At 66.4% G+C, this 26,275-nt stretch carries 29 protein-coding genes; 8 read left to right on the plus strand and 21 right to left on the minus strand.

Annotation, left to right across the window (positions count from 1 at the left end; all coding sequences use genetic code 11):
* Positions 1 to 2: 2 nt before the first annotated feature.
* On the minus strand, positions 3 to 554 hold the full coding sequence (locus ACGRVM_RS12045; RefSeq protein ID WP_377171959.1) for a peptidylprolyl isomerase: 552 nt from the start codon (positions 552 to 554) through the stop codon (positions 3 to 5).
* Positions 547 to 1,053 carry a peptidylprolyl isomerase gene (locus ACGRVM_RS12050; RefSeq protein ID WP_377171961.1) on the minus strand — a complete coding sequence of 169 codons (507 nt, stop codon included), beginning with the start codon at positions 1,051 to 1,053 and terminating at the stop codon, positions 547 to 549. Before ACGRVM_RS12050 ends, ACGRVM_RS12045 begins: the two co-directional genes overlap by 8 nt.
* 137 nt (positions 1,054 to 1,190) lie before the next feature.
* Here ACGRVM_RS12050 and ACGRVM_RS12055 point away from each other — a divergent pair, with 137 nt between their 5' ends.
* Together ACGRVM_RS12055 and ACGRVM_RS12060 are read left to right on the plus strand one after the other, a co-directional pair.
* On the plus strand, positions 1,191 to 2,375 hold the full coding sequence (locus tag ACGRVM_RS12055) for a phosphoglycerate kinase (RefSeq protein ID WP_377171963.1): 1,185 nt from the start codon (positions 1,191 to 1,193) through the stop codon (positions 2,373 to 2,375).
* Between the two features lie 98 nt (positions 2,376 to 2,473).
* The gene (locus ACGRVM_RS12060) at positions 2,474 to 3,367 is read left to right on the plus strand and encodes a fructose bisphosphate aldolase (protein WP_377171965.1); all 894 of its coding nucleotides are present in this window, start codon (positions 2,474 to 2,476) and stop codon (positions 3,365 to 3,367) included.
* 8 nt (positions 3,368 to 3,375) lie between these two features.
* Here the strand turns inward: ACGRVM_RS12060 and ACGRVM_RS12065 are convergent, their stop codons facing one another.
* On the minus strand, positions 3,376 to 4,992 hold the full coding sequence (locus ACGRVM_RS12065; protein ID WP_377171967.1) for an acyl-CoA dehydrogenase family protein: 1,617 nt from the start codon (positions 4,990 to 4,992) through the stop codon (positions 3,376 to 3,378).
* Positions 4,993 to 5,154: 162 nt separating this feature from the next.
* Here ACGRVM_RS12065 and ACGRVM_RS12070 point away from each other — a divergent pair, with 162 nt between their 5' ends.
* The 5 genes from ACGRVM_RS12070 to ACGRVM_RS12090 all read left to right on the plus strand — a co-directional run bounded on the left by ACGRVM_RS12070 (position 5,155) and on the right by ACGRVM_RS12090 (position 10,410).
* Positions 5,155 to 5,454, plus strand: a complete 300-nt coding sequence (locus ACGRVM_RS12070; protein ID WP_377171969.1) for an FtsB family cell division protein — start codon at positions 5,155 to 5,157, stop codon at positions 5,452 to 5,454.
* 122 nt (positions 5,455 to 5,576) lie between these two features.
* Entirely contained in the window at positions 5,577 to 6,587 is a 1,011-nt protein-coding gene (gene pdhA, locus ACGRVM_RS12075) for a pyruvate dehydrogenase (acetyl-transferring) E1 component subunit alpha (RefSeq protein WP_377171971.1), read from the plus strand.
* 12 nt (positions 6,588 to 6,599) lie between these two features.
* Complete coding sequence (locus tag ACGRVM_RS12080) at positions 6,600 to 7,985, plus strand: pyruvate dehydrogenase complex E1 component subunit beta (protein ID WP_377171973.1); 1,386 nt, start codon at positions 6,600 to 6,602, stop codon at positions 7,983 to 7,985.
* 12 nt (positions 7,986 to 7,997) lie between these two features.
* On the plus strand, positions 7,998 to 9,323 hold the full coding sequence (locus ACGRVM_RS12085) for a pyruvate dehydrogenase complex dihydrolipoamide acetyltransferase (protein ID WP_377171975.1): 1,326 nt from the start codon (positions 7,998 to 8,000) through the stop codon (positions 9,321 to 9,323).
* Positions 9,324 to 9,483: 160 nt separating this feature from the next.
* Positions 9,484 to 10,410, plus strand: coding sequence for a hypothetical protein (locus ACGRVM_RS12090; protein WP_377171977.1), 927 nt, complete (start codon positions 9,484 to 9,486; stop codon positions 10,408 to 10,410).
* Positions 10,411 to 10,469: 59 nt separating this feature from the next.
* Here ACGRVM_RS12090 and cysE read toward each other — a convergent pair whose 3' ends face one another.
* The 16 genes from cysE to ACGRVM_RS12170 all read right to left on the minus strand — a co-directional run bounded on the left by cysE (position 10,470) and on the right by ACGRVM_RS12170 (position 23,711).
* Positions 10,470 to 11,276, minus strand: a complete 807-nt coding sequence (cysE, locus tag ACGRVM_RS12095; protein ID WP_377171979.1) for a serine O-acetyltransferase — start codon at positions 11,274 to 11,276, stop codon at positions 10,470 to 10,472.
* Between the two features lie 101 nt (positions 11,277 to 11,377).
* Complete coding sequence (locus tag ACGRVM_RS12100) at positions 11,378 to 15,397, minus strand: baseplate multidomain protein megatron (RefSeq protein WP_377171981.1); 4,020 nt, start codon at positions 15,395 to 15,397, stop codon at positions 11,378 to 11,380.
* Positions 15,397 to 15,846, minus strand: a complete 450-nt coding sequence (locus ACGRVM_RS12105; RefSeq protein ID WP_377171983.1) for a C40 family peptidase — start codon at positions 15,844 to 15,846, stop codon at positions 15,397 to 15,399. The genes ACGRVM_RS12100 and ACGRVM_RS12105 overlap by 1 nt, the downstream gene beginning before the upstream one ends.
* Positions 15,843 to 16,730 carry a DUF2163 domain-containing protein gene (locus ACGRVM_RS12110; protein ID WP_377171985.1) on the minus strand — a complete coding sequence of 296 codons (888 nt, stop codon included), beginning with the start codon at positions 16,728 to 16,730 and terminating at the stop codon, positions 15,843 to 15,845. Before ACGRVM_RS12110 ends, ACGRVM_RS12105 begins: the two co-directional genes overlap by 4 nt.
* A complete protein-coding gene (locus ACGRVM_RS12115) occupies positions 16,727 to 17,359 on the minus strand; it encodes a phage distal tail protein, Rcc01695 family (RefSeq protein WP_377171987.1) in 633 nt (210 codons plus the stop codon). The genes ACGRVM_RS12110 and ACGRVM_RS12115 overlap by 4 nt, the downstream gene beginning before the upstream one ends.
* 12 nt (positions 17,360 to 17,371) lie before the next feature.
* Positions 17,372 to 18,031: a phage tail tape measure protein gene (locus ACGRVM_RS12120; protein ID WP_377171989.1), complete on the minus strand. Its 660-nt coding sequence runs from the start codon at positions 18,029 to 18,031 to the stop codon at positions 17,372 to 17,374.
* Positions 18,015 to 18,227, minus strand: a complete 213-nt coding sequence (locus tag ACGRVM_RS12125) for a rcc01693 family protein (protein ID WP_377171991.1) — start codon at positions 18,225 to 18,227, stop codon at positions 18,015 to 18,017. The genes ACGRVM_RS12120 and ACGRVM_RS12125 overlap by 17 nt, the downstream gene beginning before the upstream one ends.
* Positions 18,224 to 18,544, minus strand: coding sequence for a gene transfer agent family protein (locus ACGRVM_RS12130; protein ID WP_377171993.1), 321 nt, complete (start codon positions 18,542 to 18,544; stop codon positions 18,224 to 18,226). Before ACGRVM_RS12130 ends, ACGRVM_RS12125 begins: the two co-directional genes overlap by 4 nt.
* Position 18,545: 1 nt before the next feature.
* Complete coding sequence (locus ACGRVM_RS12135) at positions 18,546 to 18,959, minus strand: phage major tail protein, TP901-1 family (RefSeq protein WP_377171995.1); 414 nt, start codon at positions 18,957 to 18,959, stop codon at positions 18,546 to 18,548.
* Between the two features lie 24 nt (positions 18,960 to 18,983).
* Positions 18,984 to 19,391, minus strand: coding sequence for a DUF3168 domain-containing protein (locus tag ACGRVM_RS12140; RefSeq protein WP_377171997.1), 408 nt, complete (start codon positions 19,389 to 19,391; stop codon positions 18,984 to 18,986).
* Positions 19,388 to 19,726, minus strand: coding sequence for a head-tail adaptor protein (locus ACGRVM_RS12145; protein ID WP_377171999.1), 339 nt, complete (start codon positions 19,724 to 19,726; stop codon positions 19,388 to 19,390). Before ACGRVM_RS12145 ends, ACGRVM_RS12140 begins: the two co-directional genes overlap by 4 nt.
* On the minus strand, positions 19,726 to 20,325 hold the full coding sequence (locus ACGRVM_RS12150) for a head-tail connector protein (protein ID WP_377172001.1): 600 nt from the start codon (positions 20,323 to 20,325) through the stop codon (positions 19,726 to 19,728). The genes ACGRVM_RS12145 and ACGRVM_RS12150 overlap by 1 nt, the downstream gene beginning before the upstream one ends.
* Before the next feature lie 153 nt (positions 20,326 to 20,478).
* Positions 20,479 to 21,669, minus strand: a complete 1,191-nt coding sequence (locus ACGRVM_RS12155) for a phage major capsid protein (protein WP_377172003.1) — start codon at positions 21,667 to 21,669, stop codon at positions 20,479 to 20,481.
* 34 nt (positions 21,670 to 21,703) lie between these two features.
* Complete coding sequence (locus ACGRVM_RS12160) at positions 21,704 to 22,258, minus strand: HK97 family phage prohead protease (RefSeq protein WP_377172005.1); 555 nt, start codon at positions 22,256 to 22,258, stop codon at positions 21,704 to 21,706.
* Positions 22,259 to 22,279: 21 nt separating this feature from the next.
* The gene (locus ACGRVM_RS12165) at positions 22,280 to 22,519 is read right to left on the minus strand and encodes a GTA head formation protein, RCAP_rcc01685 family (RefSeq protein WP_377172007.1); all 240 of its coding nucleotides are present in this window, start codon (positions 22,517 to 22,519) and stop codon (positions 22,280 to 22,282) included.
* Positions 22,512 to 23,711 (minus strand): phage portal protein, encoded by a 1,200-nt coding sequence (locus tag ACGRVM_RS12170; RefSeq protein ID WP_377172009.1) that lies wholly within the window; start codon positions 23,709 to 23,711, stop codon positions 22,512 to 22,514. Before ACGRVM_RS12170 ends, ACGRVM_RS12165 begins: the two co-directional genes overlap by 8 nt.
* 198 nt (positions 23,712 to 23,909) lie before the next feature.
* On the opposite strand from ACGRVM_RS12170, the gene ACGRVM_RS12175 reads away from it, so the two are divergent.
* Complete coding sequence (locus ACGRVM_RS12175; RefSeq protein WP_377172011.1) at positions 23,910 to 24,512, plus strand: dimethylsulfonioproprionate lyase family protein; 603 nt, start codon at positions 23,910 to 23,912, stop codon at positions 24,510 to 24,512.
* A gap of 3 nt (positions 24,513 to 24,515) precedes the next feature.
* On the opposite strand, the gene ACGRVM_RS12180 is transcribed toward ACGRVM_RS12175, so the two are convergent.
* Together ACGRVM_RS12180 and ACGRVM_RS12185 are read right to left on the minus strand one after the other, a co-directional pair.
* Positions 24,516 to 25,892 (minus strand): DNA-packaging protein, encoded by a 1,377-nt coding sequence (locus ACGRVM_RS12180; protein ID WP_449619168.1) that lies wholly within the window; start codon positions 25,890 to 25,892, stop codon positions 24,516 to 24,518.
* Positions 25,795 to 26,136, minus strand: a complete 342-nt coding sequence (locus ACGRVM_RS12185) for a hypothetical protein (protein ID WP_377172015.1) — start codon at positions 26,134 to 26,136, stop codon at positions 25,795 to 25,797. The genes ACGRVM_RS12180 and ACGRVM_RS12185 overlap by 98 nt, the downstream gene beginning before the upstream one ends.
* Positions 26,137 to 26,275 lie beyond the last annotated feature (139 nt).

Here is a 26,275-nt window from a genome sequence, read left to right on the forward strand (position 1 = left end):
GATCAGTCCGTGACGCGCACGTCGGTCATCACGTCGGGCTGGCCGATCACGGCGCCGTTGCCGCCGGTGCCGCGCTTGATCGCGTTCACCACGTCCATGCCGTCCGTGACCTTGCCGACCACGGTGTATTGGCCGTTCAGACGCGGCTCGGGGCCGAACATGATGAAGAACTGGCTGTTCGCGCTGTCGGGGCTCTGGCTCCGGGCCATCCCGACGATGCCTTCCTCGAAGCGCTGGTCGGAGAATTCGGCCTCGAGATCGGGCAGGGCGCTGCCGCCCATGCCGGCGCGGCTCATGTCGCCGCCCTCGAGCTTGCCGAATTGCACATCGCCCGTCTGGGCCATGAAGCCGTCGATCACGCGGTGAAAGACGACGCCGTCATAGGCGCCCTCGTCGGCGAGGGACGTGATCTGTGCGACATGCGCGGGAGCCAGGTCCTCGAAGAGGTCGATGGTGACCGTGCCGTTCGCCTCGCCCGCGATGTCGATCTCGAGACCCGTGGCCAGCGCCGGTGCGGCGGCGGTCATCAGGATGGCGGCAAGAAGGTTACGCATCGGCGGCCACCTTGACGCTGATCATGCGGTCGGGATTCGCGGGCGGCTCTCCGCGGGCGATAGCATCGACATGCTCCATCCCCTGGATGACGCGGCCATAGACGGTGTATTGCCCGTTCAGGAAATGGTTGTCCTTGAAATTGATGAAGAACTGGCTGTTCGCGGAATCGGGATTGGCCGAGCGGGCCGCGCCCAGCGTGCCGCGATCATGCGGGATCTTCGAGAATTCGGCCTTGAGATTAGGCAGATCGCTGCCGCCGGTGCCTGCAGCGCGCGGGTTGTAATCCTTTTCCATATTGGCGTTCTGCACGTCGCCCGTCTGGGCCATGAAGCCGTCGATCACCCGGTGGAACGCGACATTGTCGTAGGCGCCGCTGCGCGCGAGCTCCTTCATGCGGGCGGAATGGCCGGGGGCCACGTCGGTCAGAAGCTCGATGGCGACGGTGCCGTCCTTCAGCTCGATCAGGATCGTGTTCTCGGGGTCTTTGATCTCGGCCATGGAAAGGGCCTCCTGTTTGAAATGCGTCGCTGCAATATCTAGGCGCTCGGGCAGGGCTTGCCAAGCGCGCCCGTCTTGACGCAGGCGCGGCGCCGCGCCAAGACGGGCGGCGACCGAGCACGGCCAAGGAGAGCGACATGAGCTGGAAGACCCTCGACGACATGGACCTTGCGGGCAAACGCGTGCTGGTCCGGGTCGATATCAACGTGCCGGTCGAGGGCGGGCGCGTGACCGACGCCACCCGGATCGAGCGGATCGTGCCGACCATCGAGGATATCCTGACCAAGGGCGGGCGCCCTATCCTGATCGCGCATTTCGGGCGGCCCAAGGGCAAGGTCGTGCTCGATCTGTCGCTGCGCGTCGTGATCCCGGCGCTCGAAAAGGCGCTGGGCCATTCCGTGCGCCTCATCGAGACGCTGGACGGCGCCGAGAACCTCACCGCAGAGGCGGAGGCCGCCGAGGTGCTGCTTCTGGAGAACATCCGCTTCAATCCCGGCGAGGAGGCCAATGACGCAGATTTCGCCGCGCGTCTCGCGGCGCTGGGCGACGTCTATTGCAACGATGCGTTCTCCGCCGCGCACCGCGCCCATGCGAGCACGACCGGCATCGCGCATCTCATGCCGTCCTGCGCGGGCCGCCTCATGCAGGCCGAGCTCGAGGCGCTCGAGGCCGCGCTCAGCCGTCCCAAGCGGCCCGTCGTGGCGGTGGTCGGCGGCGCCAAAGTCTCGACCAAGCTCGATCTGCTGGGCAATCTGGTGAGCAAGGTCGACAGCCTCGTGATCGGGGGCGGCATGGCCAATACCTTTTTGGCCGCGCAGGGCCTTCATGTGGGCAAGTCGCTGTGCGAGCACGACATGGCCGCGACGGCGCGCGAGATCATGTCGAAGGCCGCGGCGAGCGGCTGCGAGATCATCCTGCCCGCCGATATCGTCGTCGCGCGCGACTTCGTCGAGAATGCCGAGAACGAGACGGTGGCCGTGCATCTATGCCCCGATGACGCGATGATCCTCGATGCGGGGCCGCAAAGCGTTCGGCGCGTGGCGCAGGTGCTGGACAACGCGAAGACGCTGATCTGGAACGGCCCGCTCGGCGCCTTCGAGATCGCGCCGTTCGATGCCGCCACGAATGCCGCCGCGCGCCATGCCGCCGCGCGCACCCGCGAAGGCAAGCTCGTGTCGGTGGCCGGAGGCGGGGATACCGTGGCGGCGCTCAACCGCGCGGGGGCGGCGGAGGACTTCACCTATATCTCCACCGCGGGGGGCGCCTTCCTCGAATGGATGGAAGGCAAGGATCTGCCCGGGGTCGCCGCGCTCAAGGGATGACCGGGGGAGCGTTCGTTAGCGCCACCACAATTGCAAGCCCGCGCGCGCTGACCTAAAAGCGCGCCTGACCCAGAGATCAGCGAACCGGAGCCGACCAGATGACGCACGCAGCCCAAGCAGACAAGATTCGCGCCGGGAACGGCTTTGTTGCGGCGCTCGATCAATCCGGCGGATCGACCCCGAAGGCGCTGGCGCAATACGGCGTGCCCGAGAGCGCGTATTCCAATGACGCCGAGATGTTCGACCTGATCCACGCCATGCGCGCCCGCATCGCGCAGGCGCCCGATTTCAACGGCGACAAGGTGATCGGCGCGATCCTCTTCGAGATGACGATGGACCGCGCGATCGGCGGCAAGCCCTCGGCGCGGTATCTGTGGGACGAGCGCGGCGTCGTGCCGTTCCTCAAGGTGGACAAGGGCCTCGAGGACGAGGCGGATGGCGTGCGCCTGATGAAGCCGATGCCGGGTCTCGATGCGCTTTGCGCACGGGCCGTGGAGGCCGGCATCTTCGGCACCAAGATGCGCTCGGTGATCGACGCGGCCTCGGCCAGCGGGATCGAGGCGGTCGTCGCGCAGCAATTCGAGGTGGGCCGCCAGATCCTCGGCCATGGCCTCACTCCGATCATCGAGCCCGAGGTGACGATCAGCATCGCGGACAAGGCCGAGGCCGAGGCGCTGCTTCTGGACGCGCTCTCGCGGCATCTCGATGCGCTGCCCGAAGGTACCGAAGTCATGCTGAAGCTGACCCTGCCCGAGAAGGCGAACCATTACCGCGCCCTGACCGAGCATCCCGCCGTGATGCGTGTCGTCGCTCTTTCGGGCGGCTACAGCCGCGACGAGGCGAACCGCCGCCTTGCCCAGAATACCGGGATCGTCGCCAGCTTCAGCCGCGCGCTGACCGAGGGGCTTTCGGCCGATCAGTCCGATGCCGAGTTCAACCGCACCATCGGCGCGACGATCGACAGCATCCACGCGGCCTCGGTCGCCGGCTGAGGCCGGGCTCAGCCGATCCGCGCGAGGATCGCGTCGATATCCACGCCTTCGATCGCGCCATAGCTGCGCCCGCGCGCATCGCCGAGGCGGGTTGCGACATAGGCATCGGCGATGGCGCTCGGCCCCTGCGCGATGAGGATGGCGGAGGTGAGCAAGCTCGCGAGGCTCTCCACGTACCAACGTGCCTGCGCTTCCTCCGGCAGGCGGGGGAAGCGGGCCATATGCGCGCGCAGCGCCGCGTCATAGGCGCGCGATCCGCCCGTCACGCTCCCCAAAATGTCGCCGAGAACCTGGCCGGTCACCGGCGCCTCGCGCAAGATCCTCAGGATCTCGAGGCAGAGCGTGTTGCCGGTCCCTTCCCAGAGGCTTGTCGCGGCGGCTTCTCGCAGGAGGAGGGGCATGCCGCTCTCCTCGGTCGGGCCGATGACGCCGAGGCAGTCCATTGCCTCCTGCACGACGCCGGGGCAAAGGCGCGCGCTCTGATGAAGGGCGAGCGCGGATCCGATGCGGGCGAAGGCACGGCCCTGCTCGGTCGGCTCGTCGAAGGCGCTCGCGGCGGCCATTGCCAGCGCCAGCGCGCCCTCCCATTCGAGCGCGAGATCGGCCAGAACACCGCGCATCAAGGGCAGCTCGACGAGGCGAGCCCCGCCGGATCGCCGCTCGCCGCACCAGTGCCACGCCGTGGCCAAGGCGGCGCGCATCAGGCCCACGGGCGCGATGCCGGCACCGAGCCGAAGATGCTGCATGATCGGCGCAAGGCTCGCCGCGCCGTCGCCCTCTGCGCCGAGCGGATAGGCGATGGCATCGGCAAGCTCGATCTCGGCGACCCCGCTCGCGCGCTGTCCCATCATGTCCTTGAGGCGCTGGATATGCACCATGTTGCGCGTGCCCTCGAGCCAGCGAGGCACGAGAAAGGCGGTCGGCCCGCCGGGCGCTTGGGCCAGCACGATCAGGCCGTCGGACATTGGTGCCGTGCAGGCCCATTTATGTCCGCGAAGCCGGTAATGCTCTCCGTCGCGCTGGGCGCGGGTCACGGGCGCGCCGCCCTGCTTTTCGGTCAAGGCGAGGCTGACCGTCGCCGCCGCCTTGACGCCGACCGGGCGCAGGGCCGGATCGTGAAGGCGGGCGGTCAGCTTGGGCACCCAGAGATCGAAGAGGGGAGGCGCCGCGCGCAGGGCGGGGATGGCGGCATAGGTCGACATGAGCGCGCCGCACTGTCCCGGCGCGATCTGCGCGGTCATGTAGATCATCGCGGCATGGGTGGAATGCCCGCCCACCGCGCCTTCCCACGGCAGCGCGGCAATCCCAGAGCCGAGTGCGGCCTGCATCACGTCATGATAGCCGGGATGATAACTCAGCTCGTCGAGCCGACGCCCGCCCGCATCGAAGAGGCGCGGCCGGGGCGGCTGCCGGTCCGCCTCGGCGGCGGCATCGCGCATCGCCGCGCGCCCGATCTTGCGTCCGTAAAGCGCGAGGTGGTCCCCATCGGCGGTCAAGCCATGCGCGCGGAGCGCCGGGTCCTCGGCCCAAAGGTCCAGATCGCCGCGCGCGCCCGGCTGGTTTTCGACGGCATGCGTATCCGTCTCGGGATGCGGTCCGGACGTTGTTTGGCGGGTGTCTAGCATTCCGAACTCTCCCTAAGCGAGAGCATTTAGGCGCGGCTGCCGCAGGATTGCAACGCCTCCCGCGCATGCGGAGCACCGATCACAAATATGATTCCAATGGCTTGCCCGCTGTGGCAGGGTGCCCCAAAGCCCGATCAGAGGCATGACAATGAGGCACGACCGGTGATCCATCGCAAGAAACCCCCTGTGGGCGTTTTCGTCTATTTCATCATCGCTTTCGCTCTCGGCACGTATTTCACCTTCGCCGCCGTGCAGGGTGATTATGGGTTGTTCAGCCGCGCCGAGATCGAGGCCGAGGCAAGCGAGCTTCAGGCGCAGCTCGATGCGCTCAATGCCGAGATCGCGGTGATGGAGAATCTCACGCACCGCCTGTCGGACACCTATCTCGATCTGGACCTTCTGGACGAGCAGGCGCGCTCGGTGATCGGGCTTCTGCGGGGCGACGAAATCGTCATCCGCTGATCGCGCTTGCCACCCGCATTGCCCCGCGCATATCGTGACCCCGACGTGCAACTGTTTGTGCAAGGGATAGTTTAGCTTTAAACTATCCCCGTCACATGTGCCAACCAAGGGGATACCTGCCAATGGCTGCCCAGAAGAAAGCAATCAAATCAAACGCTTCGGCGGAAGAGCTGAAAGCGTATTACCACGATATGCTCCTGATCCGTCGATTCGAGGAAAAGGCGGGACAGCTCTACGGGATGGGCCTTATCGGCGGCTTCTGCCACCTCTACATCGGCCAGGAAGCCGTCGTCGTCGGGCTCGAGGCCGCGGCGGAGGAAGGCGACAAGCGTATCACCACCTACCGCGACCACGGTCACATGCTCGCCTGCGGGATGGACCCGAACGGCGTCATGGCCGAGCTGACGGGCCGCGAGGGCGGCTATAGCCGCGGCAAGGGCGGCTCGATGCACATGTTCTCGAAGGAGAAGCATTTCTATGGCGGTCACGGCATCGTTGGCGCGAACGTGCCGCTGGGCGCGGGCCTCGCCTTCGCCGACAAGTATCGCGAGAACGACCGCGTCACCTTCACCTATTTCGGTGACGGCGCCGCCAACCAGGGCCAGGTCTACGAGACGTTCAACATGGCTGCGCTCTGGCAACTGCCCTGCATCTTCGTGATCGAGAACAACCAGTATGCGATGGGTACGGCGCAGAAGCGCTCCACCTCGTCGCCCGAGCTCTACAAGCGCGGCGAAGCCTTCGGCATCCCCGGCGAGGCGGTCGACGGCATGGACGTGCTGGCCGTGAAGGAAGCGGGCGAGCAGGCGGTGGCGCATTGCCGCTCGGGCAAGGGGCCGTACATCCTCGAGATCAAGACGTATCGCTATCGCGGCCACTCGATGTCGGACCCGGCCAAGTACCGGACCCGTGACGAGGTGAACAAGATGCGCGACGAGAAGGACTGCATAGAGCATGTCCGCGACCTTCTGCTGACCGGCAAGCACGCGACCGAGGAGGATCTGAAATCCATCGACAAGGAGATCAAGAAGATCGTCAACGCCTCGGCCGAGTTCGCCAAGGACAGTCCCGAGCCGGATGAGGCCGAGCTGTGGACCGATGTCTACGCCGCCGAAATCCCGCAGAAAGCCTGAGGAGCCACGCATATGCCGACAGAAATTCTCATGCCCGCCCTCAGCCCCACGATGGAAGAGGGAACGCTTGCCAAATGGCTGGTCAAGGAGGGCGACACGGTGTCGTCCGGCGACATCCTCGCCGAGATCGAGACCGACAAGGCCACGATGGAATTCGAAGCCGTCGATGAAGGCACGATCGGCAAGATCCTGGTCGAGGCCGGAACCGAGGGCGTGAAGGTGAACACCGCCATCGCCGTGCTGCTGGAAGACGGCGAAAGCCCCGAGGACATCGACGCGGACGCCAAGGCAGAAGCGCCGAAGGATGCGCCGAAAGAAGAGGCCGACGCGCCCAAGTCCGACGCCCCCAAGGCGGTCCCTGCTCAGGCCAAGGCGCCGCGGCCCGACCGCACGCCCGACTGGCCCGAAGGCACCGAGACGAAGAAGCAGACCGTCCGCGAAGCGCTGAACGAGGCGATGGCCGAAGAGATGCGCCGCGACAAGGAAGTCTTCATCATGGGCGAGGAGGTGGCCGAGTATCAAGGCGCCTACAAGATCACGCAGAGCCTGCTGGAGGAATTCGGCGCCAAGCGCGTGATCGATACACCCATCACCGAACATGGGTTCGCCGGGATCGGCGTCGGCGCGGCCTTCGGCGGCCTGAAGCCGATCGTGGAATTCATGACCTGGAACTTCGCCATGCAGGCGATCGACCAGATCATCAACTCGGCGGCCAAGACGCTCTACATGTCGGGTGGCCAGATGGGCTGTCCCATCGTTTTCCGCGGCCCCAACGGCGCCGCCGCCCGGGTGGGCGCGCAGCATAGCCAAGATTACGCCGCGTGGTATGCGCATATACCCGGCCTCAAGGTGGTGCAGCCCTATTCCGCGTCGGATGCGAAGGGTCTGCTCAAGACCGCTATCCGTGATCCCAACCCGGTGATCTTCCTCGAGAACGAGATCCTTTACGGCAAGTCCTTCGAGGTGCCCATGATCGAGGATTACACCGTTCCCTTCGGCAAGGCGCGCATCTGGCGCGAAGGCGACGACGTGACCATCGTCAGCTTCGGCATCGGCATGACCTATGCGATGGAAGCCGCCGAGAAACTGGCCGAAGACGGCATCTCGGCCGAGGTGATCGACCTGCGCACCCTGCGCCCCATCGACTACGATACCGTCATCGCGTCGGTCCAGAAGACGAACCGCTGCGTGACGGTCGAGGAAGGCTTCCCCGTCGCGTCGATCGGCAACCACATCTCGGCGATCCTGATGGAGCGCGCTTTCGACTATCTCGATGCGCCGGTCATCAACTGCCTCGGCAAGGACGTCCCGATGCCCTACGCCGCCAATCTAGAGAAGCTGGCGCTGACTTCCACCAAGGAGGTCTTGAACGCCGTGCATAAAGTGACCTACCGCTAAGGAGAAAGAGCGATGCCGACAGAAATTCTGATGCCCGCGCTTTCTCCGACGATGGAGGAGGGCACGCTGGCGAAATGGCTGGTCAAGGAAGGCGATACCGTCTCGTCCGGTGATCTTCTGGCCGAGATCGAAACCGACAAGGCGACGATGGAATTCGAAGCCGTGGACGAAGGCACGATCGGCAAGATCCTGGTCGAAGCCGGAACCGAAGGCGTCAAGGTGAACACTGTCATCGCCGTTCTTTTGGAAGAGGGCGAGAGCGCCGACGACATCGACGAGGGCGGCAGCACGCCCAAGAAGAAGGAACCAGAGGACGCTGCACCCAAATCCGAGGACAAGGCCCCTGCCGCAAAGGATGCGCCCGATGCGGCCGAGGCGCCCGCCGCACCCGAGACCGCCGATGGCGAGCGCATCTTCGCCTCGCCGCTCGCGCGGCGCATCGCGGCGGACAAGGGCCTCGATCTGAGCGCGATCCAGGGGTCCGGCCCGCATGGCCGGATCGTGAAGGCGGATGTCGAGAAGGCCACCGCCAAGCCCGCGAAGAAGGCGGACGCCGCCGAGGCCGACGCCGTCGGCGCACCCGCCGCCACATCGCCCGCGCCGGCGGGGCAATCCGCGGATGCCGTGGCCAAGATCTACGAGGGCCGCGAGTATTCGGAGGTCAAGCTCGACGGGATGCGCCGCACCATCGCCGCGCGCCTGACCGAGGCCAAGCAGACGGTTCCGCATTTCTACCTGCGCCGCGACATCCGCCTCGATGCGCTCCTCAAGTTCCGCGGCGATCTGAACAAGCAGCTCGAGCCGCGGGGCGTGAAGCTTTCGGTCAACGACTTCATCATCAAGGCCTGCGCGCTGGCGCTTCAGGCGGTCCCCACGGCGAATGCCGTCTGGGCCGGTGACCGGGTTCTCCAGCTCAAGCCATCGGACGTCGCGGTGGCCGTCGCCATCGAGGGCGGGCTGTTCACCCCGGTGCTCAAGGATGCCGAGATGAAATCCCTCTCGGCGCTCTCGGCCGAAATGAAGGATCTGGCCAGCCGTGCGCGCGACCGCAAGCTGGCGCCGCATGAATATCAGGGCGGCAGCTTCGCGATCTCAAACCTCGGCATGTTCGGCATCGACAATTTCGACGCGGTCATCAATCCGCCGCACGGTGCGATCCTGGCGGTGGGTGCGGGCGTCAAGAAGCCCGTGGTCGGCAAGGACGGCGAGCTGTCCGTCGCGACGGTGATGTCCGTCACTCTCAGCGTCGATCACCGCGTCATCGATGGGGCGATGGGGGCCGAGCTTCTGAAGCACATCGTCGAAAATCTCGAGAATCCGATGGTCATGCTGGCCTGAAACGGCCCTCGGTTCAGTCAGTGAAAAGCGTGCCGTCCCGGCGCGCTTTTCGTTTTTGCCGCGAGCCTAATTTCATGATTACGAAAATGTTTCTTGAATCCATGGCCATGACTGTGATTCATCGAAGCATAAGAACAAAAACGAACATGAGGTGAGCGACGTGACTCCTTTCAAGGGCAATATGGTGCTGTGCGCACTGATGATGGTGCCGGGTGCGGCCATCGCGCAGGACATTTCCGGCGCGGCAACGCTTGGCTATGGCTTCTCTTCCATTTCGAACGGCGGCGGTGATCTCAATCAGTTCACGCTCGACGGTGCGGGCGATATCGACTTTCTGAACGGTCTCGCCCTCGGTCTGACTGGAGGACTCGTGCATGCGGATGCCGATCGCGGCGGCGATATCAGTCTGACCGACCTCGGTGCCGATCTGGCCTATACCTCGGTCGGCGGCGCGACCTTCGGCGGATATCTCGACTACACCGATTTTGGCGGGAACGGCCTGCTGACCGGCAGCACGGATACGTCCTCCTACGGCCTCATGGGGGGCTATGCGGGCGATTTGTTGCAGCTCACCGCCAATCTGGGATGGAGCGACGCGTCGGGTGCGGCCGTCGCCGGGGTCTCGGACTGGATGGACTATGGCCTGAACGTTTCCTACACGCCGAGCGATCAGACGCGGATCGCCGGTCACTGGCAGCTCGGCGATCTCGACAACGCGCTGGGCGGCGACGATCTGAGCAGCATCGGAATCGGGGCGAGCCACGTCTTCGGCGCCGGCATCATCGGCTTCGGTGGCATCAGCCGCACGGAGTTCGACGCCGCCAATCTCGAGGCGACCTCCTACGGTATCGGTGTCGGCTATGACCTGAGCCAGATTTCCAACCTGCCCGCGCAAATGTCGCTCGAGCTGGCGCGCACGAATGTCGAGCGCGCGGCGCGCCCCGACGCCGATGTCGACACGATCCGGCTTGGCGTGACGATTCCGCTCGGTGCGCGGGCGAGCGCCGCGCCGCTCAACAGCCTCGCAAACGGCATCATGAGCCCGCGCCGCAACGCGCTTTCGACGCTTTACGGCTCGTCCTTCTGAAACGTGAAAAGCACCGGGGACCACCCCCGGTGCCTTTCTCGAATTCGCCCTGAAAAAGCTCAGCGCACGCCGAGCAACTGGTCCATGCGCACCGAAGGCTGATCGCATCCGGCCTCGCCGACGATACGGGCCGGAACGCCCGCGACCGTCTTGCAGGGCGGCACCTCCTCCAGAACCACCGAGCCTGCGGCGATACGGCTGCAATGGCCGATCCTGATATTGCCCAGCACCTTGGCGCCCGCGCCGATCAACACGCCATCCTCGATCTTCGGATGGCGGTCCTCTTCTTCCTTCCCGGTCCCCCCTAGCGTGACCGAATGCAGCATCGACACGTTGTCACCGACAACCGCCGTCTCGCCGATCACGATGCTATGCGCGTGGTCGATCATGATCCCCTTGCCGATCCGGGCCGCGGGATGAATGTCGACGCCGAAGACTTCGGAGACCCGCATCTGGAAGAAACGCGCCATATCGCGCCGCCCCTCCCGCCAGAGCAGATGCGCGATGCGGTAGGCCTGCAGCGCCTGGAAGCCCTTGAAGAACAAAAGCGGCAGGATGTAGCGATCGCAGGCCGGATCGCGATCATAGACCGCCACGATATCGGCGCGCGCCGCGATGCCCGTCGCGGGATCGTGCCGATAGGCCCAATCGCAGATTTCGCGCAGGATCTGTTCGGGCATCTCGTTCGATGCCAGCTTCATCGATGTGCGATAGGCCAGCGCCGATTCGAGCGACTTGTGATGCAGGATGCTGGAATGCACCATCCCGCCCATGAGCGGCTCGTCCCTGACGGCGCTCTCCGCCTCGGCGGTGATCTGGTCCCAGACCGGATCGCAATTGCTCAGCTGCGCGTGCGATTTGACCATGGCTTTGGCTCCCTCTTTGGGAGTCCAATATAGCACGTCGAAGCGGTTGGCAAAACGCAATGCCCGGCGGCGCCCGTCCTTCGGCGCGCGCCGCTGTCCGATCACGCGATGCCGGTGAGCCGCGCGAATACCCCCGGCCCGAATTTCGCCGAGATCTGAGCCACTTCCACATCGAACGGCCCCGTCACGCCGTCTATCGTCTTGAGGGCGTCCTCATAGACCCAGCCGGGCGATGCTACGATCTCCTCGCGCCGGATCTCTCCATTTTGGAGCACCCTCACGAGATAGCTTTCGCTTTCCTCGCCCAGCGGCACGTCCGGCGTGTCCCAACGATCCCCGTCGATCCGCGTGCGCCGGATCCAGGTCATCGTCGTCGCCTGCCCATCAGTTCGGGCCCTTAGATGCACCGGACTGTAGGGCCTGAGCCCAAGCCCTTCGAACGCGATCACCGCATGCTGATAGGACGGATCGTCCACCGCGCGCCCCGCCGGCCCGATCCGGTAATTCTGCGCCCTGCGGCGCAGCGCGTCCGGCAGGTCGATCTGGCCCGGCGTGCCATCCATCAGCACGAGATAGCTGCCTTCCGGCCATCCCGCCCTCGCAGCGCCTTCGGTCCCCAACTGGCCACGAAGCCGGTGCGTCAGGAAATACGTGTCCTGCGCCACCAGTTCCGCATCCCGAAACTGCATCAGCTCCCAGCCATCGACCGTGCCGTCGCCCACCGCGCAGAGATTGGCGCCCGCCAACAACGCGCGCTCGTCCACACTCTCGAGACGGCCCGAAAGCATGCGCACCGTCACCCCGTCCGCCCTGTCGATCAACCCGGCATTGCCCGGGGCCAGTGGCGTCTCGAGAATGCCCACGGTCGAGCGCGCCTCGATCAGCCGGTTCAGCCGGTAATTAGCATCGCTCTCCGACGCATACAGCGCCGCCGAACCGGGCCAAGGGCGCGCCGTAACCGCCAGATGCGGCGCGCTCGGCGCTTCCTGTCCCGTCATCAGCGGCAGATCGAGAAAGAGCGGCAGCACAGGGACCGGCGGCACGAAGGGCCGCAAGCTCGGCGGCGTTTCGGCGATGTCGATCGCGCGATAGCTCTCCGGCTCGATCCGCACACCGTCCACGCGCTGCGCATTGCCCATTTGCTCGACCCGGTCGATCCGGAAAAGGCCCTTGCCGCCCGCCTCGCTGAGGCCGACGACGTCTCCGGCGCCGAGCGTCAGTTTCGAGGGCGGCAGCATGAAACGCACGGTGTCGATCGACACTCTCGCCTCCGAAAGCCACCGCTCGGTCACCGCACGGCCCTCGGCCCGCGTCATCGCCAGAGGAATCTCGGAGGTCGAAACGGAATGCGTGGCCTCGTCGGGCAAAACGGACTCCTCGGCGATCACCTCGAAATCGCTGTCGGCCTCCACAAAGCGCAGCCTGACGCACCCCGCGATCTCGGCGGCCCCCGCGCGCGTCTCTTCGAGTCGGGTGCCGCTTTCGGCATCGCGCACCAGATCGTCCAAGCCGATTTGCGCATCCGCGCGCCCGTCGCGCATACGGAAACTCAGCACACCGTCCCGCTCCACCGCGTCGAACCCGTAGCGCAGCATCAAGGGCTGCAAAGCCGCACGCGCCTCCCCCACGTGATCGACCGAATAGCCGCTGACATAGCCGAAAAGCCGCGACGTATCGACATGCCGAAGACCCGCGCGCGCCGCGACCTCCTCGACGACCGACGCCAGGGATCGCCCGGCGGTGCGCCCGGTGATCCAATGCCCGCGCGCGTAGTTGCGGCCATCCTCCCACTGGCTCCGATTGTTGGGAAAGAAGGGAAAGGGCCGCGCATCCCAGGCCCAGACATAGGTTTTGTCGATATCGATCATGCGCCCGTCATACTCGGGCGAGAGGGGGTTATACGCCGGATCGGTCCAGTAGCCGCGCAGGGCGCGCAGGTACTGCCGCTGGATCAGATCGTCGCGCCGCCCGTTCGAATATCGCGGCAAGGCCGACTCGGACGATTTCGGGTCGACGAACTTGTTTGGCTCATTGGTCCCCTTGTCGATGGCCGCGCATCCGATCTCGGTAAAGCGGATCGGCTTGGACATGGGCACCCACGGGCTCGGAGTGCTCCGCCGCTCGCCCCCGATGCGATCGTGATGCGCCTGCGACCACCAGTTGCGCAGATCCTTGTAGCGCCAGATCCAGGGCTCGCCGTGCGCGTCATCCGTGATCGGCGTGCGGATCTGCGCCTCCCGCGCCTCGGGTGAATGATAGTACCAGTCATACCCCTCGCCGCCCTCGATATTGGCGCTCAGGTAATCGGGATTATAGATCGAACCCCACGCGGCATCCGCATGCGCGTCCCCCTCCCGCCAATCGGAGAGCGGCATGTAATTGTCGATGCCGATGAAGTCGATATTCGCATCCGCCCAGAGCGGATCGAGGTGAAAATAGCGATCGCCGCTGCCGTCCTGCGGCTGATAGCCGAAATATTCGGACCAATCCGCGGCATAGCTGATCTTGACGTCCGGCCCGAGCAGCAGGCGCACTTCGGCCGCAAGATCGACGAGCGCTTCCACGGCGGCAAAGCGGCCATTCTCGCCGCGCAGCTGCGTGAGCCCGCGCATCTCGGAGCCGATGCAGAACGCCTCGACGCCGCCCGCCTTGGCGCATAGCGCGGCGTTGTGGAGAATGAAGCGCCGATAGCTCCACTCGTCCGGGCCCGAGTAGAAGACGGTCTGCAAAACCGGCGGAGGCGTCAGTGACAGAAGATCGAAATAGGCATTCTCACGCGACTCCCGAGGGTCTTCCGGCGCACTCGGAGCGGGTGGCGGGGTCAGGCTGAAATCGGCCGCGCGGGCTCTTCCGAAGAAGGCGGCGATCTGCGCATCCGCATCCGCCGTGCCGTCGGGTCCGCCCTCGGTGCCCGGCACCCGCGACAAGGTGATGCGTCCGCGCCAGGGCAAAGGCGGCTGGCCCGCCGCGCCCCTATAGGGGTCGGGCAGCGCGTTACCGGCGATCTGGTCCATCAGAATGAACGGGTAGAACATCACCTCCTTGCCCGCCGCCTTCAAAGCCGCGATCGCCTCGAGGACGGAGGCATCCGCCGGGGTGCCGCCATAGATCGGGTTTCCTGTGCTTGTCTGCGGCACCTCACGCGCGGTCTGCCGGGTAAGCCCCGCAACGGCCCATGGCATGTTGCGCGCCTCGTACCGCTTCTGCTCGACCTTGGGCCGCAGGCTGCACGCGCCGCAGCGCAGATCGTCCCCGAACCACGACACCACGAGCGACACGCTCTTGCATGCAGGCAACTCGCCCCGCAGTGCATCGAGCGAGGTCAGAAAATCGGACTTTCCCGAGGGCGTGTTCACATTGGCAAGGACCGACGAGCCGGCGCCGTAATTCATCGTCACCGGGCTGGTGGCGAGGGCGTATTCTCCGCTCCCCGGAAGGAGCGCCACTCCCGTCACGCCGCGCACAGGGTCGAGCTCGGCGCCCACCTCCTCGATCTGCGACGGCCGCATGACCTCGAACGTGAATTGCGGCACGCGGTTGCCGAATTGGCCCAGCTCCAGATCCTCGATCACGACATAGGCCGTGCCGCGATAGGCCGGAGCCGTGCCCGCGCCTTCCACGGCCTCGATCTTGGGGTCGGGCAACTGATCGCGCGTGCCGGTATAGACCCGCATCGTGAGCGCATCACGCGCCAATTCGGTGCCGTCTGCCCAGACGCGCCCGACATGGCTGATCTCGCCTTCGCAAAGCGCGAGCGCGACGCTCACCGAATAGCTGAACTGGCGCACTGTCGGCGCCTTGGGCGCGCCCTTGCCGCCGCCTCCGCCGGATACGCTGACCTCTTCGCGGAACTCTGTCGCCCAGATCACTTGCCCGGCGACACGCATGCGACCATAGACCTGCGCGATCGGATCTCCCTCACCCGATCCCGTCAGACGCAGTCGGCTGATGCGCCCGGTTTCGACGACATCCGATCCTTGACCCATCAGCCGCTGGTCGATGGACCGGCCGATGATGCCCCCGGCAAAGCGCCCGGCTGCCGCCATCGACAGCCCCAGAACCGTGCCGCCCATCGAGCCGCCGAGTGCCGCGCCCGCGGCCGAAAGTAGTATCGTCGCCATCAGATCTGTCCTTCGGGAAATGAAAACCGGGCCACGATGCGCCGCCGCCACGGTAGGCTCAGAGGGCTTTCGACCACCGCATGGCCCGAATACGCGTGGATGAAGGACGCCTCCGGTCCGACGCGCCCCGCGATCCCCAGATGTTTCGCGATGCTCCCCTCGCGCATGCGAAAGAGCAAGACGTCGCCCGGCGCCTCCTCATCCAGTGCCTTGCCGTGAAGGTGCCGCTCGGCGGCTTGCCACAGCGCCTCGGTGCGGCTCGGCTCGGCCCAGTCCATCGAATAGGCGGGCGGCAGTTCCGGCTCATGCCCCAGGACTTCGCGCCAGACCCCCCGCAAGAGGCCGAGGCAATCCGTGCCGGCGCCCTTCAGCGAGGCTTGATGCAAGTAGGGTGTGCCAATCCAGCCACGCGCCGCCGCGACGACGGCGCTCTTTAAATCTGCGCTCATCTCCGGCTCCCCCCGTCCAGCCGGCTCGATCGCGACGGATCGCTGATCGACCAGTCATCGCCGGGAATGTCGGGAAATCCCTGAAAGTTGTGAAGGTTCTCGAACTTGAGCCGGCACGTCTCCGCCCGCTTGTCGCACCCCGCCTCGAGCCGAACCGCATCCTCGGGACGCACATCCGCCCGGATGGGGTGCCAAAGCTCGACGATCCGCCACCCGCCATCCTCGGCGTCGCGCTTGATGAGGCCGTGAAGGCCCTTCGCAGCGCCCTCGAGCACGATCAGCCGTCCATGCTTGAACCAGCCGGCATCGAACCCGCCGAAGGCCTGGAACCGAAAAACGCGCCGCTCCTCGATGTCGGCGGGCTTGCGCTCGGTTGCATATCCCGGCTGGCCCATGTCGAAACCACAGGCGCGGTCGCCCAGCACCGCCGAGCACGGCTTCTGATAGACCCGCCCGATGGGCCGGTTCAGGCTCTCCGTCAGCCCGCGCAGCTCTGCCTCGAACGCCCCGCCCGAGCGGCGAAGCTCGCCGATGGTGCCGCGAAACTGCAAATGCCGCTGACCGACATCCTGCCAATTGACCAGCCACGCGCGGATTTCAGCCCCGTCATAGCGCCCCGCCTCGATATCCTCCTCGCGAATCGACGCATCGCTCAGCGCACCGATCGCTTCCGTATTGTCCACCGACAGCCCGGTCGTCTGCTGAAGCGCCATCGCGCTGAGGCCGGTATCCGCGCGAAAGGTGATCCCGTCGAAGACAAGCGCGCCGTCATGATCGGTAAAGCCCAGAACTTCGCCGTCCTTCCGCGTCAACGCCCAGGCCCGGCATGTCGTCGTGACGCCGCTTTTCAGATGAGCCTCGAGACCCGCGTTCATCCCGCTCATACCCGGATCTCCACCACGGGAATGTTCGGCGCATCGCCCGCCTGAAAGCTGGCGACGCTCACCATGATCCGGTCCGTGTCGAAGCGCACCGGCACGTCGAATTCGAATCCCGCCGTCACCGCATCCCCCGCATTGGGCGGATGTAGGAACGTCACCACGCCCGTCGCATGATCGACGGTGTAGTGTATGCCCTCCTGCTGTTCGTCCCCGCCCAGCCCGATCCGCACCGTTCCGCGCACCGGCTTGGTCACGGGCCGCGCGTAGTCATGCTCGCCCGAGCGGTAGGTCTTCACGAGCTGAAAGCTGGGCGTTACGTCGTCGCCGCGCGCAATCACCTGATCGTCGAAGGCCGGCTCCGCCTGTGCGCCGCCCGTCTTGAAATCGGCCCAGTCCTTCCAGCGAAACCCGTGCATTTGCCCGCGCCGCGCTTCGAAGAACGCGATCAGCGTTTGCAGATCGTCGAGGCTGCGCATCGCGATCCCGGCATCATAGCGGCGCCGCGAATGCTGCCAGGGCGTATTGCGCTCCTCATGACCGTTGGCCAGTGTCACGACATCCGTCAGCCGCTCGGGCCCGCCGATCGAGCCGAAGCTGAGGCTCGCCGGAAATCTCACTTCGTGAAAACCCATCTTCGTGCTCCCTTACCGATTGCGCTGACCGCGCCCGATCGCGCGGCTCAGCTGCGCGGCGATCTGTCCCTGGCTGCGCCGGAACCCCTCCGAATCCGGCGTCGAGATGTTCATCACGACATTCACCGCCCCGCCGCCGCCGCCGCGCACGCCCAGCTTGCCGTCCGGCCCGCGCGCCAGCGGCATGATCGCCTCCGGCCCCGCCTCGCCCATAAGGCCGGTGCCGCCGCGCATCGGGAAGGTCACGGGGCCGCTCACGATCCCGCCTGTGGCGAAGGGCTGCACCCGCCCCTGGGAGAAACTGCCGCCCTTCTCGAAGGGCATCAGCCCGCCCAGAAGGGCGCCGACGCCGTTCGACAAAAGGCCGCCGACATGATCGCTGACCGGTCTCACCGCGGCATTGAACGCGGTGTTGATCATCGACGTCGCAAGCGTGCGCAGCGAGGCCGACAGGCTCTCGCCATCCACCACGGCGCCCTTGATCGCGCGGCTCAGCCCCCGGCTGATCCCGCGGTCGAGCGTGGCCACATCCTGGCCCGTCCGCTCGAACGTGCCGCGCACCCGCGCCAGTTCTGCGTTGAAGGCGGCCGCCATGTCAGCCGCAGCCCCCAGCGAGCCGTCCAGCGCCTCGATCTGCGCATCGAACGCGCCGAAATCATCTCTCTCGTCCATCGTCTTTCGCTCCTCGCGTATCGGGATGGGCGCGCATCAGCGCATCCAGCCCACTGCGTCCCAAGGGTGCGCTCCCGCGCATGTCGCCCAGCATCACGCGCAGCTCGGCGGGGGTCAGCGCCCAGAATTCGGCGGGCTTCAGGCCCAGCCCGCGCATTCCCGCCTGCATCAGCGCCGGCCAGTCGAACCGGCTCATCGGTCCTCGGGCAGGGTGAAGGCCCGCGCCAGCAGCTCCGCCGCCGCGCGGGCCGCCGCCAGCGGCCCGCCTTCGATCTCCGCCGCGATCAGATCGCGCGCGTCTCCGCCCCATCCGCCGCCGCGCAGGCCCGCCACGATCAGCGCCAGCACATCGCGTGTGTTGAACGCGCCCGCCTCGAAGCGTTCGACGAGGGTCACGAGCGACCCCGCCGCCAGGCCGGCCTCCAGCTCGGCCAGCGCTCCCAAGGTGAGCTTGAGCACCCGCTGCTCGCCGTCGATCATGAGCGCCACCTCGCCGGTCCACGGATTCGCCATCTCAGATCGCCGTGAAGATCAGGCGCCCCGCCGAGGCCAGCGACAGCTCGTAGGTCGCCTCGCCGTCATGCGTCCCCGAATATTCGATCGACGTCACCTGGAACGGCCCCTCGACGATGCCGAAATCGGGGATCACCACTTGAAAGTCGGGGGTCTCCCCGTCGAAGAAGATCTGCCGCGCGCGCTCGTCGGAATCCGCGTCCCGAAAGATCCCCGAGCCGCTGATCGCCGCCGATTTGACGCCCGCGCCGGACAGAAGCTCGCGCCATCCCCCAGCGCTCTCGAGGCTCGTCACATCCACGCTCTCGGCGTTGAAGCTGATGCGCGTCGCGCGCAGCCCCGCCACCGACTCGAAATTGCCGTCGCCCGTCAGGTCGACCTTGATCAAGAGGTCCTTGCCGTTCTGAACTGCCATCTGTCTCGTCTCCGATTGAAAGGGTTAGGCCGCGTCCGACACACGGGCGCGAAAGATGAGGTCGATGCGGCGCAACGCGCCGTCCCTAAGGGCCCGGGCGCGGTAGAAACGAAGCCCCGCGAGATGCCCGCGATCGAGGCTCAGCTCCGCATCGGTCAGCGCATCGCCGACTGCCGCCGCCACCGCCTTCGCGGTTGCGAAGCCTGCGGCCTCGCTGACGACGGAGACCGTGAAGCGGTGCCACGCGCCCCCCGCCGTCGCGTCCGAGCGGTCGCGCACCTCCTCGGGGCCGAGCGTCACGTAAAGCGCGGGAAGCGTGCCCGCCGGCGGCGCATCGTAGATCGCGCCGCCCACCATCGCCGACAGCTCGGCATCGCCGATCAGCCGGCCATAGACCGCCGCCTGAAGCGCCGCGGATCCTCCATAGCTCATACCGCCACCTCCTCGGTCGCATGGCAGGTCAGGTAGCGGCCCTGCGGGTCCTGCTCGGTGACCGCCGTGATGTTGAAGACGCGGCTGCCACTGCGCAGCCGCTGCTCGGGCTTTGGGCGCGAGGGCGCACCATGGGGCGCCGCTCTCACCGTGATCCTGTAGCCGGCGCTCGAAAGCGCGGCGGTGCCGTCCTGCGTCTCGCGCCCCGTGCGCGCCGCGATATCGGCCCAAAGCTCTCCGATGCGCCGCCATGTCTCGATATATCCGCCGGCCCCGTCGGGCCCGCGTTCGGGCGCCTCGAGCACGAGGCGCCGGTTCAGCTTGACGTCGTGCATCAGGCCGCACCCCCGCCCAGAAGGCGCACCGTGCGGTAACGCTCGATGAGGCTCGTCACGCCGAAAGGCATGCAGCCGCCGCCCAGCGCCGTATCCGCGCGATACTCGTAGTAATGCGCCGCCAGCAGCAGCACCGCCTGGCCCAGATCGGCAGGCAGATCGCCCCAGCCCGTCCCGAAGCCCGCGCGAAACCGCACCACCACGGCCCCGCCCGAAGGCACGGGCGGCAGGACGGTGCCGAGAGGCACGATCCGGGGCCGGTGCGTGTCGCGCTCGAGGCGGTAATGCGCGGGATCGGCGATCTGCTCGCTGCCCGAGGCATGCCGCAGGACGATCTGCTCGACCGCCTTCACCGGCGCCACGGGAAGCGCCTGCCCATAGCTGGTGCGCCAGGCCAGCAACTCCCACGAAAACACCCGCTCGATCAGCACCTTGCCCGTGCGCGCCTCGATCGACGCGATGGCCGCCCGCAGGAAACTTTGTAGAACCGCATCCTGAACATCGTCATCGGCAAAGCCCGTGCCCAGCCGCAGATGCGCCTTGAACTGCGCCACTGGCAGCGCGGCGTCCGGGACCGCGGTTTCTTCGATCAACATCATGGAACAACTCCGATAGTGCCGGATTCCTCCGGTGCTTCAGGCGCGCGCCACCCAGCGTTGCTCGGACGGAGGGGAGCAGCTGGACAACGCATCAAGTGTCGGGCGGCGCGCGCCCCGGACGGGGGCAGATCCCCCGCCCGATCCGCGCCTGACTTAAGAGGCCGCGAATTTCAGCAACTTGATCGCCGCGTAGTCGCTCACATCGCCGCCGACGCGCTTGGTCGCATAGAAGAGGACATGCGGCTTGGCGCTGAACGGATCGCGCAGCACGCGCAGATCCGGACGCTCCGCGACGGTGTAACCCGCGCCGAAATCACCGAAGGCGACGGACATCGAGCCCGAGGCGATATCCGGCATGTCCTCGGCGATCAGCACGCGGTAGCCCAGAAGGCGCGCGGGCTCGCCTGCCGCCAGGCCGTCCGACCACAGGAAACGGCCATCGGCATCCTTCATCTTGCGCAATGTACCTGCGGTCTTCGAGTTCATGACAAAGCTCGCATTGGCGCGGTATTCGGCCCCCAGCGCATAGACGAGATCGATCACCGCATCGGCACCGTCGAAATCGCCATCGGCGCCCGTCGGCACATAGCCGAGATTGCCCCAGGTCCAGACATCGTTGTCGACCGCCAGTTTGGTCAGAAAGCCGGTAGGCTTGTCCACGCCGTTGCCCATGACGAAAGCGGCCGCTTCGGCGCGGGCGAACTTGTCCGCGATCCGGCCCGCGAGCCAGCCTTCGATGTCGAAGGCGCTGTCGTCCAGCAGGCGCTGCGATGCCTTGGGCAACGCGCTCAGCTCGTGCAGCGGGATGGTGATGCGGTCGATGCCGGGCGTCGCCGTCTCGGTCACGCCGGCGCTTTCGGTCGCCCAGCCATGGCCCACGTCGCCATGGTCGATCAGCACATCGAAGCTGGTCGCCTCGACGGCCACGACATTGGCGATCGCGCGGATCGAGGCGGTCGCGCTCAGCACCGACTTGATCGCATTCGCGGTCTGCGGATCCACAAGATAGCCGCCATCGCCCGCGATCGTCGTGCCCAGTGCCTTGCTTTCCATCTCGAGGCCGCGCAGCCCGTCGTCATCGCCCGAGCGCAGATAGGCATTGAACGCCTTGCGATGGGGGGCGGGGCCGTGATCGCCGCCCGCCAGAACCGGACGCGCGGGCACAAAGGATTTACGTTCCATCATGGTCATCTTCTCTTCTTGTTGTTGCACTCGTTTCTCGATGTCGGACTGAAAGCCCTTCAGCTCCGCCACGAAGCCCGCCACGGCGGACTTCACCTCGGCCACCGGCGCATGTGCGTTGGACACACCTTCCCCGGCACCGGAAATCCCGGTCTCGTTCATCACCTGATCCTTCTGTTTCCCGCTTGCTCGGCCGCTACCTGCGCGCCAATTCCCGGCGCGCGTCCTCGAAGACCGCCGCCAACTCGTGCAGGTCGCCGCCCCCCAGGGCATCGCCCTTGGCGCCGACCCGCGCACTGGGCAGCATCGGGAAGGTCACGAGCGACACCTCCCAGAGCTCCAGTTCCTGCAAGAGCCTCTGGCCCTTCTCGTTCTTGGACGCGCGCACCGTGCGATAGCCGATGCTCAGCCCGTCGATCGCGCCCGCGCCGATCAGAGCAGCCGCCTCGCGGCCCCGCCCCACGGCCTCCAAAAGGCGGCCCTTGACGTAGAGACCGCGCGCGTCCTCGCGCACCTCGTCCCAGATCCCGATGGGCTGCGCCGGATCATGCTGCCACAGCATCTTGACTTGCCGCCGCTCCGCACCGAGCCGCGCCAGCGACTTGGCATAGGCGCCGCGCATCACCACGTCGCCGCACTGGTCGACATCCCCGAAATAGCTGGCATAGCCTTCGATCCCGACCCCGTCCCTGACGGTCAGATCCGCGTCGAACCGCGCGAACTTGCGTTCGAGCCCCGTATCGTTTTCCATGACTCTCATCCTTTCAAAACCTCAGGGCAGCGCCACCAGCAAGGGTTGAAGCGCCTGCGCCACGATCGCGCCCGCGATCCCATAGACCGCCAGCCAGAGCCGCCGCTCCAGCCGCTCCATCGCTTCCTCCAGCCGTTTCTGCTTCTCGGCGATGGACTGGAATTTCAGCATGGCGATCCGCTCATTCGCCTCGAGCCGCAGCGCGGGCGCGCAATCGAACGCCTCGAAGCCATAGCGTTCGGGCCGTTGCTCCTCATGCATCCGCGCCTCCCGGCTCGGGCAGGGCAGGCAGGCCCAGCAGGCTGCGCTTTTCTGCATCCGTCAGGAAATCGGCTCCGGCGACGCGCGCCCATTGCGCATCGCGCTCGGCGGCCAGCGCAGGCACCTGATCGAGATCGGGCTTCAGCTCGAGCAGCGTGCCCTCGAATCCGCTCAGCCAATCGGAAAGGCTCGCCGCGACGCGGCTCGCCAGCGGCAGCACGGTCAGCCGGAAGAACGCGCGGTTCGCTTCCTGGTAGTTGGAATAGGTCGCATCCCCCGGCACCCCGAGCAGCATGGGCGGCACCCCGAAGGCCAGCGCGATCTCGCGCGCCGCGCTCTCCTTGGTTCTCTGGAACTCCATGTCCGACGGCGAAAAGCCCATCGGTTTCCAATCGAGTCCGCCTTCGAGCAGCATGGGGCGCCCTGCATTGCGCGCACCCTGATGATGCGTCTCCATCTCGCTCACCAGCCGGTCATACTGATCGCTGCTCAGACCGCCTTGCCCATCCGCGCCCTTGTAGACGATGGCCCCCGAAGGCCGCGCGGCGTTGTCGAGAAGCGCCTTGGACCAGCGCGAGGCGGAATTGTGGACATCCACCGCCTGCGCGGCGGCCTGCATCGGAGACAGGCCATAATGGTCGTCCTGCGGATGAAAGCTCTTGATGTGACAGATCGCGGGATGGCCGTCGCTCACAGCGAAGCGATGCTTGCGCCCGGCCACCGCGTATTCATAAGCCACCGGCCAGCCGTCGCTTCCGGGAACGACGCTCATCCGGTCCGAGCGCAGCACATGCAGCTCCACCGGCGCGCCTTGGGCATCGCCCACCGCCTCGACATAAGCGTTCCCTGTCAGCAGAAGCTGACCGTAAAGCGCCTCGAGCAATTCGGCCCGCCCCTGCGCGGGATTGGGGCGGCGCATCAACGTCAGAAGCGGATGCTCGGCAAAGCGCGTCTCGGCATCCTGCAGCACCAGCGGCAGCGAGGCGGCCGCCTCGGCGATCATCTTCACGCAGCGAAAACCGACAGGATTGGCGGCGAAGCCCTGACGCGTCAGCGTGCCGGAATCGCGCGCACTCCACGCCACACGGTTCGCTCCATGCCAGGCCATCACGCGGCCGGCAGCGCTCGCCTTGGCTTCGGGCGCGCTGGGCGGCTGCTGCGCTGCGCTCTGCCTGAAGAAGTCCATGATCATCTGCCGCTACTCCTTGATCTGTCCAAGCTTGAAAGGGCGCGAAGGCCCTTCATCCGCTGTTGGGGGCATCATTGTTCCAAAGGTTTAAGAAAACTGAACAGCACCGCGCGCCCCTGCGCAGGATGCGGAATTGCACAACAAACGCTGGCGCGCCGCTTGCCGCGCCGCTACGATTCGCCCCGATCTTGGGGGCTGGAAATGCGATCCGAACATCTTCAGACGTTTCTCGATGCCGCGCGCGCCGCCTTCACGGCTCATGTGCGCGATCCGCGCGCATCGGACTCCATCGCACGCATCTTCGACGCCCTGTCGAAGCCGGGCGAGCCGTCCACGCAGCCGGGAACCCGCCTTCCGGTCTGCGATCACCTCCAACAGGCGACGAGCGATGCGCATTTCACCGATCCCAGCCTCAAGGCTCTCTCATCCGCCTTCATGACGCTCGAGCCGTCGCTCACCTGGTATCGACGCGGCGGCGACAACACGAATGCCAGCCCCGAATTCGCGGAGAACCACGCCAACGCGATGATCGTCGGCCCCGGCGGTGCCGAGCGCCGCACCGATGTCTGGATCGGCGTCTCGCTCGTCGCGCCGCACATCCGCTACCCGGATCACGATCACCCGCCCGAAGAGACGTATCTCGTCCTCAGCGAGGGCGACTTCATGCAAGGCCGGGACAACTGGGTGACGCCGGGCATCGGCGGAACGCTCTACAACCCGCCGGGCATCCTGCACGCCATGCGCTCCGGCGCGGCCCCGCTCTTCGCCTTCTGGGCGCTCTGGGCCGCGCCGCACGGCGCCTAGCAGTCACACCGCCCGCACGCGCGGGTGGCGCCATTTCGCCGCCGGCTCGATCATCAGCTCATGCAGGGCCCAGACCAGCGCATCGACACGGTCGGGGCTGCCCTTGCCCTCATAGCCCTGCGCGGTCATAGCGCACATCTGGTCCTCGAGCGCGCCGAGGCCGCGCAGGTGATGCACGCGTCCCTGCTCGTAGAGCGCCGCCACCGGCTCGGCCCGCGCGACTTTGCCGCGCGCCGCATGAACGGCTCTGATCGGCACCATAGGATCGATCTGCCGGATCACTTCGGACACGAGCTCGCCCCCCTGGTTGACCTCGGCGACCAGCCGCTCCGCCCCCCAGGTCTGCATCGCGCGCACCGCGGCCGCGGCCCATGTCGCCGGGCTGGCGGCCGTCACACTCTCGTCAGCCAGGACATAGGCGCGCCAATCCTGCACCGGCCCGCGCGTCACGGCGCCGACGACGACGATACCGCACTCGTCCGCTTTCGGCCCGCCCGTCACGGGCGGATCGACCGCCACGACGATCCGGTCCATCTCGGGCGCGAGGTCCACCCGCAGCGCCTCCAGCCCCGCGCCGGTCCAGAGCGCGCCTTCGGCATCCTCCATCAGGATGCCGTCAAGCTCCTGCCGCCCCAGCCGCGTGCCCGCATATCGCGTGCGCACCTCATCGAGAAAGCTTTCCGCCAGAAACGCACGGTTCGCTTCGGTCGGCGCGCTCGTCACCACCGTCGAGGGCGCTTTCAGAAGCTCCTTCAGAACGCCCACATTGCGCGGTGTGGTGGTCACGCAGACGCGCGGTCGCTCGCCCAGACGCAGCGCGAATTGCAGCATGTCCCATGTCTCCTGCGCCTTCTTCCACTTGGCCATTTCGTCCACCCAGGCCCCGTCGAATTGCGGCCCGCGCAGCCCTTCCGGCTCATGCGCCGAAAACACCTGCGCGATGGCGCCGTTGGGCCACACGAGCCGCGCCTTGCCCGCCTGCCACTCGGGCCGCCGGTCGGGCGGCGAGCAGGCGAGGATACCGCTCTCGCCGAAGATCATGACGTCGCGCACCTGCGCCACCGTCTCGCCGACAAGCGCGAGGCGCCTGCATTCGCCGGAATCGAGCGGCGTCGAGCCTTCGACCATGCGGCGCACCCACTCGGCCCCGGCGCGCGTCTTGCCCGCGCCGCGCCCGCCCATGATGACCCACGAACGCCAATCGCCCTCGGGCGGCAACTGATGCTCCATCGCCCAGAACTCGAAAAGATAGGGCAGCGCCAACAGCTCCCCCTCGCTCAGCTCATTGAGGAAAGCGTCGCGGACAGCCGGCTCTTCTGAGGCGATCCAGACGGCACCCGATCGAATCCCGTGCCGCGTCCATGTCGAGGGCGTATCCATTGACGATCCCCTGTTCTTTCTTCTTGCGTTGCTCAAGTTGTGTCTCCGCTTCGATTGCCAGTTTCAGCCATTGCCGGATATCGCCGAGAATGCGGCTGCGATTTTTGATGTCTTCGAAATCCTGCGCGCGGACCCTGTCGGACAGCGCCTCGAGGTCCTCGCACATGCCGCGCAACTGACGCTCCAGAGTGGTGACGGTCGCGCTCAGGGTCGATTGTCCCTCTTCGGGTGTTATCAAACTCATTCGTGATCACTGCCTCATGCGATTGCGTTGCTTGCCCCACCGCCCGCGCGAAATGAAAAAGCGGCCTCCGGGGGACACCCCGGGGCCGCTTACCCATTTCTTCCAGCATGCCACAACCTATACGCGAAGCCGTGCGCAA

Origin of the sequence: Roseovarius aquimarinus (assembly GCF_043661195.1) — a bacterium.
GTDB classification, from domain to species: Bacteria; Pseudomonadota; Alphaproteobacteria; order Rhodobacterales; family Rhodobacteraceae; genus Roseovarius; species Roseovarius aquimarinus.

What these genes read in the sequence shown, in the direction of transcription:
- ACGRVM_RS12100 (WP_377171981.1), bottom strand. Translation starts at nt 15,397, where the DNA reads ATGGCGACGATACTACTTTCGGCCGCGGGCGCGGCACTCGGCGGCTCG.
- ACGRVM_RS12115 (WP_377171987.1), bottom strand. Translation starts at nt 17,359, where the DNA reads ATGGGTTTTCACGAAGTGAGATTTCCGGCGAGCCTCAGCTTCGGCTCG.
- ACGRVM_RS12055 (WP_377171963.1), top strand. Translation starts at nt 1,191, where the DNA reads ATGAGCTGGAAGACCCTCGACGACATGGACCTTGCGGGCAAACGCGTG.
- ACGRVM_RS12145 (WP_377171999.1), bottom strand. Translation starts at nt 19,726, where the DNA reads ATGCACGACGTCAAGCTGAACCGGCGCCTCGTGCTCGAGGCGCCCGAA.
- ACGRVM_RS12120 (WP_377171989.1), bottom strand. Translation starts at nt 18,031, where the DNA reads ATGGACGAGAGAGATGATTTCGGCGCGTTCGATGCGCAGATCGAGGCG.
- ACGRVM_RS12065 (WP_377171967.1), bottom strand. Translation starts at nt 4,992, where the DNA reads ATGCTAGACACCCGCCAAACAACGTCCGGACCGCATCCCGAGACGGAT.
- ACGRVM_RS12165 (WP_377172007.1), bottom strand. Translation starts at nt 22,519, where the DNA reads ATGCATGAGGAGCAACGGCCCGAACGCTATGGCTTCGAGGCGTTCGAT.
- ACGRVM_RS12045 (WP_377171959.1), bottom strand. Translation starts at nt 554, where the DNA reads ATGCGTAACCTTCTTGCCGCCATCCTGATGACCGCCGCCGCACCGGCG.
- ACGRVM_RS12125 (WP_377171991.1), bottom strand. Translation starts at nt 18,227, where the DNA reads ATGAGCCGGTTCGACTGGCCGGCGCTGATGCAGGCGGGAATGCGCGGG.
- ACGRVM_RS12185 (WP_377172015.1), bottom strand. Translation starts at nt 26,136, where the DNA reads ATGAGTTTGATAACACCCGAAGAGGGACAATCGACCCTGAGCGCGACC.
- ACGRVM_RS12050 (WP_377171961.1), bottom strand. Translation starts at nt 1,053, where the DNA reads ATGGCCGAGATCAAAGACCCCGAGAACACGATCCTGATCGAGCTGAAG.
- cysE (WP_377171979.1), bottom strand. Translation starts at nt 11,276, where the DNA reads ATGGTCAAATCGCACGCGCAGCTGAGCAATTGCGATCCGGTCTGGGAC.
- ACGRVM_RS12135 (WP_377171995.1), bottom strand. Translation starts at nt 18,959, where the DNA reads ATGGCAGTTCAGAACGGCAAGGACCTCTTGATCAAGGTCGACCTGACG.
- ACGRVM_RS12155 (WP_377172003.1), bottom strand. Translation starts at nt 21,669, where the DNA reads ATGAACGAGACCGGGATTTCCGGTGCCGGGGAAGGTGTGTCCAACGCA.
- ACGRVM_RS12180 (WP_449619168.1), bottom strand. Translation starts at nt 25,892, where the DNA reads ATGGATACGCCCTCGACATGGACGCGGCACGGGATTCGATCGGGTGCC.
- ACGRVM_RS12110 (WP_377171985.1), bottom strand. Translation starts at nt 16,730, where the DNA reads ATGAGCGGGATGAACGCGGGTCTCGAGGCTCATCTGAAAAGCGGCGTC.
- ACGRVM_RS12080 (WP_377171973.1), top strand. Translation starts at nt 6,600, where the DNA reads ATGCCGACAGAAATTCTCATGCCCGCCCTCAGCCCCACGATGGAAGAG.
- ACGRVM_RS12150 (WP_377172001.1), bottom strand. Translation starts at nt 20,325, where the DNA reads ATGATGTTGATCGAAGAAACCGCGGTCCCGGACGCCGCGCTGCCAGTG.
- pdhA (WP_377171971.1), top strand. Translation starts at nt 5,577, where the DNA reads ATGGCTGCCCAGAAGAAAGCAATCAAATCAAACGCTTCGGCGGAAGAG.
- ACGRVM_RS12130 (WP_377171993.1), bottom strand. Translation starts at nt 18,544, where the DNA reads ATGGCGAATCCGTGGACCGGCGAGGTGGCGCTCATGATCGACGGCGAG.
- ACGRVM_RS12060 (WP_377171965.1), top strand. Translation starts at nt 2,474, where the DNA reads ATGACGCACGCAGCCCAAGCAGACAAGATTCGCGCCGGGAACGGCTTT.
- ACGRVM_RS12140 (WP_377171997.1), bottom strand. Translation starts at nt 19,391, where the DNA reads ATGAGCTATGGAGGATCCGCGGCGCTTCAGGCGGCGGTCTATGGCCGG.
- ACGRVM_RS12170 (WP_377172009.1), bottom strand. Translation starts at nt 23,711, where the DNA reads ATGATCATGGACTTCTTCAGGCAGAGCGCAGCGCAGCAGCCGCCCAGC.
- ACGRVM_RS12105 (WP_377171983.1), bottom strand. Translation starts at nt 15,846, where the DNA reads ATGAGCGCAGATTTAAAGAGCGCCGTCGTCGCGGCGGCGCGTGGCTGG.
- ACGRVM_RS12160 (WP_377172005.1), bottom strand. Translation starts at nt 22,258, where the DNA reads ATGGAAAACGATACGGGGCTCGAACGCAAGTTCGCGCGGTTCGACGCG.
- ACGRVM_RS12175 (WP_377172011.1), top strand. Translation starts at nt 23,910, where the DNA reads ATGCGATCCGAACATCTTCAGACGTTTCTCGATGCCGCGCGCGCCGCC.
- ACGRVM_RS12085 (WP_377171975.1), top strand. Translation starts at nt 7,998, where the DNA reads ATGCCGACAGAAATTCTGATGCCCGCGCTTTCTCCGACGATGGAGGAG.